Source organism: Vibrio navarrensis, assembly GCF_015767675.1.
GTDB lineage: Bacteria > Pseudomonadota > Gammaproteobacteria > Enterobacterales > Vibrionaceae > Vibrio.
This window is the reverse complement of sequence record NZ_CP065218.1, coordinates 165,899-178,183: the sequence shown is the minus strand read 5'-3', so window position 1 is coordinate 178,183 and position 12,285 is coordinate 165,899. Positions and strand designations below refer to the sequence as shown.

The following is a 12,285-nucleotide window of genomic DNA, read 5'->3' as shown; positions in this document are numbered from 1 at the left end:
TTTCATTTTTGTTTTCAAAGCTCTGTAATCTACATTTCAACGAATATTTGGCTAGAAATCATCGCCGTGCTCCTTTGGAACGGTTTGTTCCGAATATCACTCTGGATTTTAAGAAAAGTTAAACGCTAGACTTAATTTAGTGAATGTATCTAGGTGATATTTAATCTGTTGATATATATGTTTTTTGCCAGCAGGGATGTAGAGGTAAGCACATGACATATAAAAAAAGTGCAATATTTATCTCATTCGATGCGGTTGCAGTATCCGGTATTACTGTTGAAGCCGCTAAGATTGCCAAATCACTCAAAATGAAAGGGATTCAATCGTACTTGGATTTGGGGTATGACATTAAAGTTGATAAAGGGAAGTTTAACAAACCTTATGGCATTGAAAAAGATATCTATCGAGATGTGTTCAAGTTAATCAGAATTGAAGCTATTACCTCTATAGCAAACTACAACACAGCATTTATCGAGTATGTTCACAATACACTCATCAATAAAAGTCTGTATATTTCGGATGAGGAAGTCAGTTCTCTTCTGATGAAAATAGAGAAGACAGCAGAAGAAATTTCAGATCTTATCGTTGCTTGCTGGCAGAAACTTGATATAGGCCATGTTGTTGTAGAAAACGGAACGCTACCAGAAAATATTATCTACACGAAAGCGTTATATATTGCAATTGATAAATATGGTTATCAAAATAATTTGGATAACTTTGTCATATGGCGAGATAATGACTTAATGTGGAACAGTGAAAAGGCAATAATGAAGTATGGTCTTCCTCCTTACACTTATGCGGTTAAACCTGTGAAATCTAGGTATATTACCTACGTAACACTCAATAATGACTTGAAAAAAACTTAGAAGAGTGGTGCAACCATAATGTGGAAGTCAAAGTTAAGAAGAATACTTACAATTTCTCTACTGTAGGCAAAAGAACTAACATCAGGTGTCAACTCAACATAAACAGTAATGATATTTTAATTGCTCGAACGACGAGAGTCATTTTCCAGAAAAGATTAGATAGAGATATAATCTTAGTCAGTAAGTTGAATGAAATGTTCGAAGAGTCAAATAGTAAAAGAAGAGTGTTTTTAGTTATTGCTGGTGATATAAATGAAGACAATCAATGTTATCAAAAATTAATATCTTTTGCTGAAGAAATAAGGTGAGTAGATATGTTAAATTCTTAGGCGCATTACCGCACGAAGATATTAAAACAGAATTCGATCCAATTTGTATTGAAGACCTATATTTTTCTTGCGATTTAGTCTCCTTTCTAACGTCCTATGATTACGACAGTTATGGCAACCCAATTGGTGAAGCCGTAAGCCAACAACGTTGCTATATAGCAACGAGTTATGAATATTATCATGAGGTCTATGGTCAATACGGTTTCAAAGCACCAATTATGGAAATATCTGCTGAGCAAGATGGATTACCAACAAATGAATTTATCTTTGAATTATATAAATTTCTTAATAATAGCAAAGAAATGAAACGTGTAGCAGAAGAAAACTTCCACTTAGGTCGCCGGGTTCTCTCTAGTAACGTGACAGAATTCTTTAATATTAAATAACGTTAAAAATATATTTATTCGTGTTTTAAATCATCGCTATTCTGGAGGGATTATGAGAGATTCGATATTAATATCTGTAGTGCTACCTGTCTATAATGAAAGTGTTCGTATTGATGCAGTATTGCAGTCATTATTTAATCAAAAAACTAAAAATGAGTTAGTTACTCATGATACTTATGAATTGATTATTGTTGATAACAATTCAACTGATGATTCAGTAGCAAAGATTAACGCGTTTTCTAGGTGCAATCCAGAACTGGATATTTACGTTATCGATGAGAAGGTTCAAGGCGTTTCTTCTGCAAGAAAACGAGGCATGGATTACGCCTCTTTACGCTCTAAGGCGCGTGATAGCCGATTAGGCAAAAGCAGAAAACATTATATTGTTTCTGCAGACGCAGATTGTACAGTCAATGACTACTGGTTGTATGAGCTGGTCAATACCATGGTCACCCAAAATGGGGATTTGGGCACTTGCAACTACTACTACAATGCAGAAGACTTCAAAACTCGTCCAAATCTGTTTAACGAAATACAAAAAACGTTGCGTCTGCGTGATTTCTCTTTCTCATTATTTGGTGGATTCCCCGATGGTAAAGGTTTTGGTGTAGAGCGTCGCCTTTATGACGCGATAGGTGGCATCGAAATACTTTACCAATTGAATAAAGGACGATTTGTCGAACATTTGTCTGATGACTGGGATTTCGGCATTAAGATCATCGCATATGGTGGTAAACCTGTTTATGCCAAACACGCTTATGTGGAAATTAATAGTAGGCGAGTAGATACTATTCTTGACGAGGTCATTAGTGGTATCGCCTATGGCAAAGATGGCATCATTATTATGAAGGATGTTAGACCGGAGAGCGAAAAGCAGAATACGAGGCTATCCGATACCAACGTGGAGCAATCTCAGCAGGCTTGGTTCTATTCTGTTAAAGACTACACACCCAAGAATATTATTCTACCAGTCCTGCTTAATCCTTATATGTTGTTAGAGAATCCAGCGGTACGAGACTTCTTTTCACAATCTCTTGCTGATGAGTTATATCGACGTATTCATGAAATAAAACATGAAATGCGTATTGTGGATTTCAAAGCAATACACGCTTACAAAACACCTGCATACCGCCTGTATTTTGAATATCGCGACGCACTTTTTTCGGCAATGCGCCGCGCTGTTGGCGATGAAATTGGTTTTCCACCGCCCTTGCCAACGTGTTTTGAATCCGTGCAAGAGGAGGATTTTAAACGCTTTGTTCATTATTTCTGTGAAGACAGGGAATCGGGAGAGGCGCATAACTATTTCGGCAATGGAGGGGTCTTCTAATGAGTGATGCATTGCAATCTCTTCTGGATATCGATGAAAACTACCCAGTTCCGTTAGTCGGCTCATTTTTGGCTCAACCGGAAAATCACGCTTTTCTTGAATACGTTTATAAAGATCCGTTCGGTTGTCACGTCTTTCCAGGAGACATTGTCGATTATCCTTTAGGCAATTTTTTTCCGACATGGAAAGTGACATTAAAAAGGCGGGTAAAATTCATTTATGGGCTTACATTCCAACTTGTCGCTATCGTTGTCACTTCTGTCAGTACCCGACGGTGATCCTCAATCCCAAAGCGCCCTCGTCGCAGCAAGTGTTTAATGATGTGGTGAATTTCAACATCAAGGAAGCACAAATGTGGCTAAAGCGAGTGCCTAGTTTGGCAAACGTTGAAGTGGCTGAGTTTAATATTTTTGGCGGCACGCCATCACTGTTACCTGGGCCAGAGTTGCGTCGCATGATGGCGTTTTACAAAAGTCACTTTAACTTCTCGCATGCCACGATGCGCTTTGAAGGAGAACCTGGGACGCTGAAAAGAGATTATCTTGAGTTATTGAAAGAGCTCGGCTTCAGTAAAATAAGTTTTGGTACACAATCGTTTAAAGATGAAATCATCTCCGCTTGTGGGCGTATGCACACGGCAGACGAGTGTGAAGAGACGATCCATCAAGCACGAGAAATCGGTATTGATTGGGTGAGCGTGGACCTTATCTACGGCATGCTTGGGCAAAGTGTCGATGACGTTAAGTTCGACATGCAAAAGACGCTGGAACTCGATCTCTCTCATGTGGTGTGGACAAAACTGCATTTAGATGAGTTCATTAAACACCGCACTGGCGTATCAGGTGAGCGTGAAAGCCTTTGGCAAAAGAAAGGGCTGATTAGTATTAACAACATGACTTTTCCTGGGCTAGGTAAACAGTACCAAATGCGCGAGCTTATCGAAAACTCATTGGCCAAGCGCTACACCGAACATCCCACCATGTACTTTCACCGCAATGACCAACCCGCTGAGAAGTGGAAAGGGCTGATCACCGATCTCGATCAACAATACCCAGAAGTCGCGATAGGGCTGGGTGGCAGTTCCAAGTCTCGTCTTTCTGAGGCCATCAATATCACCAGTTATAAGCGGTATAAAGAAGCGCTGGATCAAGATCGTATGCCCATCGAAGAAAGCCGAGGCTTTTCGGCAAACCAACGTGAAGTGAATGCAGTGAAAATGGCGCTTTCGACGTTAGTACCTGTCGACGATAGCGTGTTCCAAATGCGGTTTGATGGGAAAAGCTTATTTGACAATCCAACCATCTATCACACGCTAAAACGTTTGGAGCGCAAAGCACTGGTCACCATCAGTGGCAATAAGATCACCCTCACGCCAATTGGTGTCACCTTGGTGGAAGCGATTATTAACACCCAGTTTTCGATGACAATCGGTGAGGGAGACGGTTAATGAAGGTGCAAACTTTATCCACAAAACCAGTTTTTAGCTTTTACTACATCGGTATTGATACCGAAGCGGGTGTTACTCAGGCGCAGTTTGAATCTTTTGTTCGGGAACAAGGTGTCCATCTCCCGAACTATCCGGGCTGGAATTGGACGCTGCTGCGTGGTCTGCGCGGTGAACGAGTAGGGCAGTACCTCATGCTCTATGAAATTGAAAGTACAAAGCAGCGCGATCGATACGTAAACCGCACAGGAGAAAGAACCGTATTCGCTCATGCTTTTTGGCAACAACATGCGGATTCCCTGGCGATTTTGCACCAATGGCGCAAATTGGCGACATTTAGCCAACTCCCGACGCTTTTTACCGACTATCGCCTTGTGGCTGAGAATGTCAAAAGCAACGTGACACAAGGCCCAAGATATCAGGCTGCTCAGAGCCCAAATGAAGATACCATCGCCCGCGTTATCGGCATTCACAACGTGGCGTTGCGTGAAGGAGTGACCGCGCAGCAGTTTGAACGCTTCATTGCAGACAATCATCAGCGGATAGAAGACTACCCAGATTGGAAGTTTCGTTTACTCAAAGGGGAGCGCGGCAATCGCCTTGACCAATACGTTGTGATGATGGAAATAGCCAGCCTCGCGGCATTGGATGTTTTCTATCCAGAGCCCGATATCGCAACTGACGCGGCAGTGAGCTTTGCCAAAGCACACCGTGATACCAAACAAATGTATGAGGAGTGGAAACAGTTCGCGTCATTTTCTGGATCACCGCAGATTTATACCGATTATCTTTGCGTTGCGCAGAGTTCCACAGACTCGGAGACATCGCCGTTATGCTAGAGCTCCTGGTAAAAACCAGTGCAACGAGTAATTTTCGCCAGCAAATCGCAACTCGAATCATCTTTTTTCTCGCGGGAGTTGGCATGTCGGCTTGGGCTCCTTTGATTCCATTCGCCAAGTTGCGTTTAGAGATTGACGACGGCCTACTTGGCTTAATGCTGTTTTGTATTGGTGCAGGCTCGATGCTGATCATGCCGATTACGAGTCAACTTCTTACTAAGTTTGGCTGTCGGAAAATACTGGTAAGCGCGGGCATTTTATTGTGTCTTGATTTGCCCTTGCTGACGTTAATAGATGAACTGGTATTGATGAGTGCCGCTTTACTGCTGTTTGGTGCTGTTAATGGAATTATGGATGTGGCAATGAACTCACAGGCAATCGTTGTTGAGCGCGAAAGTGGTCAGGCGAAAATGTCTGGATTTCATGGTTTCTACAGCCTTGGCAGTATTGCCGGTGCGGGTTGCGTCAGTGCGCTGCTGTGGAGTGGGATGCCACCGCAACTTGCCACAAGCTTGATTGCCTGCATCTTGATGTTGCTTCTGTTGATCGCTGCTCGGGATCTATTACCCGCGGTGGAAGTGAGTAACGAACATAAACGAGGCGTGTTGAGTGCACTTGCCCAGTCTAAAGTCGCCTTTATTGCCTTGCTTTGTTTCTTCGTTTTCTTAACGGAAGGGGCAATGTTGGATTGGTCGGCACTCTTTCTTCATACAGAACTCGGTGTCGCTAAGTCTCAAGCGGGTCTAGGTTTTACCCTGTACGCGGTCGCGGTGACCATTGCTCGTCTGTATGGCGATCGTCTTATCAATGCGATGGGATGCTACCGCATACTGCTTTTTGGTAGCCTACTGGCCATTTCAGGCTTAGTGCTGATGATCGCAACCCATCTCACATGGCTTACCTTCATTGGGCTTATCTTGGTTGGTCTCGGGATAGCAAACATCGTTCCTATTTTATTTAATGCGGCTGGCAATCAAACGCAGGTACCAGCCAATCTGGCTTTTCCCGCAGTCACACTCATTGGCTACGTTGGCCTGCTCGTTGGGCCTGCCCTTGTTGGTTTTATCGCTCACTCTGTTAACCTCACAGTCGCATTGGGTAGCACCATTTTCTGTCTGTTGCTGGTTACGCTGAAGGCTAGAAAGATAACTCGATAACGCAATCGACGCCTAAGAAGGAAAGTGCTATGAAAAGTTCAACACCCGTATTCTCGATACATTATGTGGGTATCAACCTGAAAAGAGGGATTGCTTCTCAGCAGTTTGAGGATTTTGCTCAATGCAAAGGAGTGCATATCCCAGCCTATCCTGACTGGCAGTGGACATTGCTTCGTGGCCTGAGAGGAGAGCGGGAACATCAATACTTGATGCTTTATCAAGCAAAAGATGCGGCAACCTACGCTCGATACGTAGATAGCAATGGCGAGTTGACGGTTAAGGCGCATGAGTTTTGGCAGCAACATCCGCAAACCCTTGTTCTGATTGAAGAGTGGAAGAGTTTTGCATCGTTTACAGAGCTGCCAACACTTTATACTTACTACAGCTTAGTCGCTGAAAATAACAACAGTTCACTGCCAAAAGGCCCGAATTACCGCAATGTGCTCGGCGAGGAGAAAATTGAGCGTGTGGTTGGTATTCATAATCTGGCGTTAAAGCCCAGCGTGACTCCAGTGCAGTTTGAAGAATTTATCACCAACAATATTGGTCGCATTGAAGACTATCCCGGATGGAAATTTCATCTGCTCAAAGGTCAGGGAGGCAATCGCTTAGATCAGTATGCGGTTATGTTGATTATTGAAAGCCTAGATTCGCTTAACGCATTTCATCCCGATATGGATGTTTCGACTGACAAGGCTATGCAGTTTGTCGCGGAGCATCCGGATACTGAACAGATGTATGCTGAATGGAGAACATTGGCTTCTTTTTCTGGCGCGCCGCAAATATATACGGATTATGTCGCGATTGCAGGCAATCAGAGTGTGCAGGAAAGCCAGTTGTAGTTGTATTTTGTTGATTGATAGGCAGAAAAAAGGTTGCCGAGGCAACCTTTTGTTCTAGGAGTTGGTCCACAGATTAGAATTTGTAGCTAGCGCCTAGGTAAAATGTACCGAGAGTAACGGTCGTATCATCCAGTTTGTCAAACTTGGCTGAGTCGACTTCGTAAGCAAGACGGAAGTTAAGGTTTTTCAGCTCTTTTGGCGAGTATTCACCGCCGACACCAACGTGGACTGATGTCTCTTTGAGTGAATCGCCGAACGCACTGAGCTCAGTTTTGCCTAGGCCAATGGTGCCAAAAGGGCGCCAGCCGTTGTCGAAGGTGTAACCAAGGTTGGCCATCACCGCAAAATTTTCTGGTTTAATGTACTGGCGTGTCTCTAAGTTCTTAGAGTAGATGTCACCATAACGGGTGTATTGTGTCTCGATGCCGACAATACGGTTGATCTGATAACCTGCGATCAACTTGTAAGAGTTATCGCTCGAATCCAATCGAGGGTCATTATACCAGTTAGCGTCGGTTTCAACCGTTGTCGTACCCAAGCCTCCACCTAGGTAAAAACCAGAAACATCGTTAGTTGTTGTTGTGCTTTGGTCGTTCGCTTGCGCGAAAGCAGAAATGACAGCAAGCGCAAGAAGTCGTTTTTTCATTATATTGTTATCCGTTTTGTTATTTGTAATAAAACGCTGTGCATTTTATGGAAAGTGAGGAGTAGTGCAAGTATTGATTTGTCAGAGAAATGCAATGTCTCAAAATTGAGTCACATTTAAGCGTTGGCTAGGTTGATAGCCAAATAGTAGGTTATTTGCCCATAAGTTAGGGTTATGGACACTGAGGGCTGAAGGTGTAACGGATAAAAAAAACACCTCCCGCATGGGGAGGTGTGAAAGGCCAAATCGGGGGGATTTAGCGCATCAAGGTTCAAGCGTTGGATGGTGCGGTTGCTGCTTCTTTTTGCTCAGTGCGGTTTTTGAGAAACGCGTAGCCAAAGCCAGTCAGCGCGGTACCCGCAGCAATCGCGACTAAGTACATCAGTACCGGTGTGATCGCGTTAGGGATCAGTAGAACAAACAAGCCGCCGTGAGGTGCCATCAGCTTCGCGCCAAACAGCATAGAAAGAGCTCCAGTCAATGCGCCGCCAGCCATACAAGCGGGGATGACACGCATTGGATCTTTCGCTGCAAATGGAATCGCACCTTCAGAGATAAAGCACAGGCCAAGTACAAAGGAGGCTTTACCCGCTTCACGCTCGCTTGGCTCAAATTTGTCACGAGCGAGGAAGGTCGCCAAGCCCATACCCAGCGCTGGCACCATGCCCGCCGCCATAATGGCCGCCATTGGCGCGTAAGTTTGTGAAGCCAGTAGACCGACACCAAAAGTGTATGCCGCTTTATTCACCGGACCACCTAGGTCGAAACACATCATCGCGCCAAGGATCACACCCAGCAGCACTGCGTTGGCTGAACCCATGTTATTTAAGAACTCAGTCATGGCGCTCATGATGCCAGAGACAGGGCCGCCGACGATGTAGATCATGGTGAGGCCGGTGATTAAGCTGGCGATAAACGGGATGATTAAAATGGGTTTCAGCGCTTCCATCGACTGTGGCAACTGAACTTTGTCGGCAATGAATTTCGCCGAGTAACCTGCAATAAAGCCGGCTGCAATACCACCAAGGAAGCCAGCGCCTGTCGAACTTGCCAGCATGCCACCGATAAGGCCCGGTGCAAGCCCTGGGCGGTCGGCGATAGAGAAAGCGATAAAGCCCGCCAAAACTGGGATCATCAGGGCGAAAGCGGAGCCACCACCAATCGTCATCAGGGCAGCGGCTAAGGTCCCTTCTTCTTTAAATGCTTCGATACCAAAGACGAAAGAGAGGGCGATGATCAAACCACCCGCGACAACCACAGGCAGCATGTGCGACACGCCAGTCATCAGGTGTTTGTACACGCCTTTTTTCTCTTCTGTCTCAGAAGAGGCGTTGGCGGAGCCAGAATGCTGATAAACAGTGGCTTGAGCAAACGCTTTGTCCATCTCTTCGCCAGTTTTCTTCAGCGCTGGACCCGTTTTTGTGCGGTACATTTTTTTGCCGTTGAAACGCTCTAATGGCACTTCGATATCGGCGGCGATGATCACCAGATCCGCTTCTGCAATCTCTTGTGTGGTAAGTTGGTTTTTCGCGCCGACAGAGCCGCGAGTTTCCACTTTGATTTGGTGTCCACGACGTTTGCCTTCTTCTTCTAACGCTTCTGCCGCCATAAATGTATGAGCGACGCCAGTTGGGCAAGCGGTGATAGCGACAATTTTCTTAGTTGCTGCCGCGGGTGCCGTTTGGCTGGTGGTCACCGACGCTTTCTCAAGCAACTGCGCTTGACTGGCGGCGGTTTGTAGAAAGGCACCAGCATCGCTGGTAACTTGATCTATCGAAGCGCGATAGACTTTTTTACCGACGAAGCGGCGGTCATCCACCTCCGTATTGGCGGCGATAACCACCACTTCGGCGGCGGCGATTTGCTGCTCGGTCAGTGTAGCGGAGTCCATTACCGTTGATTGACATTCAATGCTGGCATCCCAGTTCAGGGCTTTAGCCGCTTTTTCTAGCAATCCGGCAGCGATGATGCTGTTTGCGACGCCACTAGGGCAGGCAGTGATAATTGCAATTTTCATACTGTTAACCTTCTTGTCTCGTAGCTTGCACTGGCGTTAGTTCGCTTCAGTACAGAGCAGTTGAACTTGCGTTCTTTGTTGTATATTTTCCAACTCTTGCTGGCTGGTTAATCCCACGCCAACCTGCGTGACCGCCATAGCGGACAACGCGGTGGCAAACTTCAATAATTCGGCTTTTGGCATCTGTTGCATGTGGCCCCAGCAGAGCCCCGCAACGAGGGTATCGCCCGCACCAACGGTGCTGACCACAGCCATTTTTGGTGGCTGTGCGCACAACCATTGCTGGTCATTCAGCCACATCACACCTTCAGCACCCATCGATACCACCACGTTGGCGATGCCTTTTTCCGCCAAGCTTTGCGCCGCGTTTTGGCAGGCTTCTCGGCAAGTTAATGGTTGACCGACAAACTCGCTGAGCTCTTCATCGTTGGGTTTGATCAGCCAAGGTGTTGCTTCTAGGCCGGCTTTTAAGGCCGCGCGGCTGCTGTCAAACAGGACGTTTTTGCCTTCGCTTTGTAGCAGAGCAATCCATTTAGCGCACTGCTCTGGGCTGACGCCTTGTGGCAAGCTTCCAGCAAAAACAAAGTACTGATGGTCGGCCATCAAGCGCTGCAATGTCTGTTCGAACGCGGAAATGTCTTCACTGCTGACGGTGACGCCTGGGAAGTTGATGTCATTCACGCGGCCATCCGCTTCCACCAACTTGACATTGATGCGAGTTGCGCCGTTGACATAGACAAACTCATCGTGCGCACCAATGTCACTAAACAGCTGATGAAACATTTCTGGGTTATCTTTGCCAAGAAACCCGGTTACCGTGACCTTCGCGCCAAGATCGCTCAGCACTTTCGCCACATTAACCCCTTTGCCCGCAGCGTGCAGGCTGCTCTGGTTAACCAAGCTCACTGAACCGATATTCAATGCTGCTAAGCTGCCAGTGAGATCAAGCGCTGGATTGAGGGTAATGGTGACAACGTTATTGGTCTTGTTACTCATGCTCGCCACCTTTTAGCCTTCACCCAAGCCTGATGAGATAGCGGCACCAATCGCTTCTAGCGCTTGGGGGGCGTCTGGGCCTTCTGCGGTGAACTGCAACTGGTGGCCATGTTTGACACCCAGCGCAATCACTTTCATTAAGCTCTTGGCGTTGACGGTAGAGCCGTCACCGTTGAGGTTCGATACTTTGATCGTCGATTCAAACTTCTTCGCTTCAGCCACCAACATCGCACCAGGTCTGGCATGCAGGCCGTGAGCATTTTTGATCTTAAACACCGCGACATTGCCAGCGCTGGATGTGTCGCTGGTCGCGTTGCTTTCTTCGCCTTTCAACAGCGCGATGACTTGTTCTGCGCTGGCGCTTAGCAGAGTCGATTGCTGTTTGTCGAATACGAGTTGGGTAAGGTTGGCCAGAATGGGCTGGTGCGCATCGTTACAGGCAGAAAACGCCAGCAGACCTTTAACTGGCAGGTTGTTGTATTCACAGTGATTGGCTGTGGTTACAAAAGAAACCGCTGTGCGAGAGACACCGACATGGCTGCCGACCAACCATAAACCGCCACCAAGATGGGTTGGTGCTTTGGTGACTAAATCCGCAACAAAACTGGCATCACTGCAACCACTGTTTTTCAGCAAACCGCCAGCCACTGCACTCATCTGCACCATATCGCTGGCAGGGAATTGCAACTGGATAGATGCGGCGTCAAATTCCGCTTCAAGTTGCACTTCACCATTTAATAGCGCGATGATCTCTTTGGCTGTGGAGGCTTGCTTTAAACGCGCTTCAACGCCATCTGCGCTGAGTACTTTGGTGAGTTGCTTCAAAATGCCTAAGTGTTCGTCGGATTTGGCCGCAATCCCAATCGCCAGATAAGCGGTGTTGCCATCACCCCAATCGACTCCTTGTGGGAAGTGGTAAACCGCCACTCCGGTCTGTTTGACCAAATCACGTGTATCGGTGGTGCCATGTGGAATGGCGATGCCGTTACCGAGAAATGTTGAGTTTTGTCCTTCACGGTTGAGCATGCCTTGTACATAACCTTCGGCAACGAGGCCTTTGCTAGTTAAAGCCGCTGCAATGTGGCGGATGGCGTCCAGTTTGTTCTCGGCACTCTGTTGTAGAGTGATATCTGATTCATTGAGTTTAAGCATGTTGCCTCTTAGCCTTTGTGTGGCACTCGTTCATGGTTCGGTTCTTAGTCTAGTGCTGTATTTTCAGCTGAACCGATTCAGCAAGTCATTTAAAAAAATTCAGCAAACGGTACTTTCTCTATGAATACCTATGCTGTGCGCTCTGTTGTCCCGTTAAGCTTGAGTTGGGGCAACTTTCAAAATTTGCTGAATCCTTTCAGCTTTTATACTGAATCGATTCAGCGTATAATTCAACCGAGTTTAAGATCAAGACGCGGATTCTATGATCCGGCGCACAGATT

General features: G+C 46.1%; 11 protein-coding genes. 7 read left to right on the top strand and 4 right to left on the bottom strand.

Translation table 11 applies throughout. The annotated features are described in order from the left end of the window. Nucleotides 1-212 precede the first annotated feature (212 nt). The 7 genes from I3X05_RS17620 to I3X05_RS17590 all read left to right on the top strand — a co-directional run bounded on the left by I3X05_RS17620 (nt 213) and on the right by I3X05_RS17590 (nt 7,193). The gene (locus I3X05_RS17620) at nt 213-866 is read left to right on the top strand and encodes a hypothetical protein (protein ID WP_337971354.1); all 654 of its coding nucleotides are present in this window, start codon (nt 213-215) and stop codon (nt 864-866) included. Between the two features lie 304 nt (nt 867-1,170). Next, a complete protein-coding gene (locus I3X05_RS17615) occupies nt 1,171-1,581 on the top strand; it encodes a hypothetical protein (RefSeq protein WP_337971353.1) in 411 nt (136 codons plus the stop codon). Nucleotides 1,582-1,633: 52 nt separating this feature from the next. After that, nucleotides 1,634-2,911 (top strand): glycosyltransferase family 2 protein, encoded by a 1,278-nt coding sequence (locus I3X05_RS17610; protein ID WP_337971352.1) that lies wholly within the window; start codon nt 1,634-1,636, stop codon nt 2,909-2,911. Between the two features lie 181 nt (nt 2,912-3,092). Beyond that, on the top strand, nt 3,093-4,358 hold the full coding sequence (locus I3X05_RS17605) for a radical SAM protein (RefSeq protein ID WP_337971351.1): 1,266 nt from the start codon (nt 3,093-3,095) through the stop codon (nt 4,356-4,358). Further along, a complete protein-coding gene (locus I3X05_RS17600) occupies nt 4,358-5,194 on the top strand; it encodes a hypothetical protein (protein ID WP_045572184.1) in 837 nt (278 codons plus the stop codon). Before I3X05_RS17605 ends, I3X05_RS17600 begins: the two co-directional genes overlap by 1 nt. Beyond that, nucleotides 5,188-6,351, top strand: coding sequence for an MFS transporter (locus I3X05_RS17595; protein ID WP_337971350.1), 1,164 nt, complete (start codon nt 5,188-5,190; stop codon nt 6,349-6,351). Before I3X05_RS17600 ends, I3X05_RS17595 begins: the two co-directional genes overlap by 7 nt. 29 nt (nt 6,352-6,380) lie before the next feature. Continuing rightward, a complete protein-coding gene (locus I3X05_RS17590; protein ID WP_337971349.1) occupies nt 6,381-7,193 on the top strand; it encodes a hypothetical protein in 813 nt (270 codons plus the stop codon). A 73-nt stretch (nt 7,194-7,266) separates the two neighbouring features. Here I3X05_RS17590 and I3X05_RS17585 read toward each other — a convergent pair whose 3' ends face one another. From I3X05_RS17585 to fruB, 4 genes are all read right to left on the bottom strand, one after another. Continuing rightward, nucleotides 7,267-7,839, bottom strand: coding sequence for a porin family protein (locus tag I3X05_RS17585; protein WP_045572187.1), 573 nt, complete (start codon nt 7,837-7,839; stop codon nt 7,267-7,269). Nucleotides 7,840-8,110: 271 nt separating this feature from the next. Then, nucleotides 8,111-9,856, bottom strand: coding sequence for a PTS fructose transporter subunit IIBC (gene fruA, locus I3X05_RS17580; protein ID WP_193187214.1), 1,746 nt, complete (start codon nt 9,854-9,856; stop codon nt 8,111-8,113). A 36-nt stretch (nt 9,857-9,892) separates the two neighbouring features. Then, nucleotides 9,893-10,852 (bottom strand): 1-phosphofructokinase, encoded by a 960-nt coding sequence (gene pfkB, locus I3X05_RS17575; protein ID WP_337971348.1) that lies wholly within the window; start codon nt 10,850-10,852, stop codon nt 9,893-9,895. A gap of 12 nt (nt 10,853-10,864) precedes the next feature. Next, the gene (fruB, locus tag I3X05_RS17570) at nt 10,865-12,004 is read right to left on the bottom strand and encodes a fused PTS fructose transporter subunit IIA/HPr protein (protein WP_193167659.1); all 1,140 of its coding nucleotides are present in this window, start codon (nt 12,002-12,004) and stop codon (nt 10,865-10,867) included. Between the last annotated feature and the right edge of the window lie 281 nt (nt 12,005-12,285).

What these genes read in the sequence shown, in the direction of transcription:
- I3X05_RS17620 (WP_337971354.1), top strand. Translation starts at nt 213, where the DNA reads ATGACATATAAAAAAAGTGCAATATTTATCTCATTCGATGCGGTTGCA.
- I3X05_RS17610 (WP_337971352.1), top strand. Translation starts at nt 1,634, where the DNA reads ATGAGAGATTCGATATTAATATCTGTAGTGCTACCTGTCTATAATGAA.
- I3X05_RS17605 (WP_337971351.1), top strand. Translation starts at nt 3,093, where the DNA reads ATGGAAAGTGACATTAAAAAGGCGGGTAAAATTCATTTATGGGCTTAC.
- I3X05_RS17600 (WP_045572184.1), top strand. Translation starts at nt 4,358, where the DNA reads ATGAAGGTGCAAACTTTATCCACAAAACCAGTTTTTAGCTTTTACTAC.
- I3X05_RS17595 (WP_337971350.1), top strand. Translation starts at nt 5,188, where the DNA reads ATGCTAGAGCTCCTGGTAAAAACCAGTGCAACGAGTAATTTTCGCCAG.
- I3X05_RS17590 (WP_337971349.1), top strand. Translation starts at nt 6,381, where the DNA reads ATGAAAAGTTCAACACCCGTATTCTCGATACATTATGTGGGTATCAAC.
- I3X05_RS17585 (WP_045572187.1), bottom strand. Translation starts at nt 7,839, where the DNA reads ATGAAAAAACGACTTCTTGCGCTTGCTGTCATTTCTGCTTTCGCGCAA.
- fruA (WP_193187214.1), bottom strand. Translation starts at nt 9,856, where the DNA reads ATGAAAATTGCAATTATCACTGCCTGCCCTAGTGGCGTCGCAAACAGC.
- pfkB (WP_337971348.1), bottom strand. Translation starts at nt 10,852, where the DNA reads ATGAGTAACAAGACCAATAACGTTGTCACCATTACCCTCAATCCAGCG.
- fruB (WP_193167659.1), bottom strand. Translation starts at nt 12,004, where the DNA reads ATGCTTAAACTCAATGAATCAGATATCACTCTACAACAGAGTGCCGAG.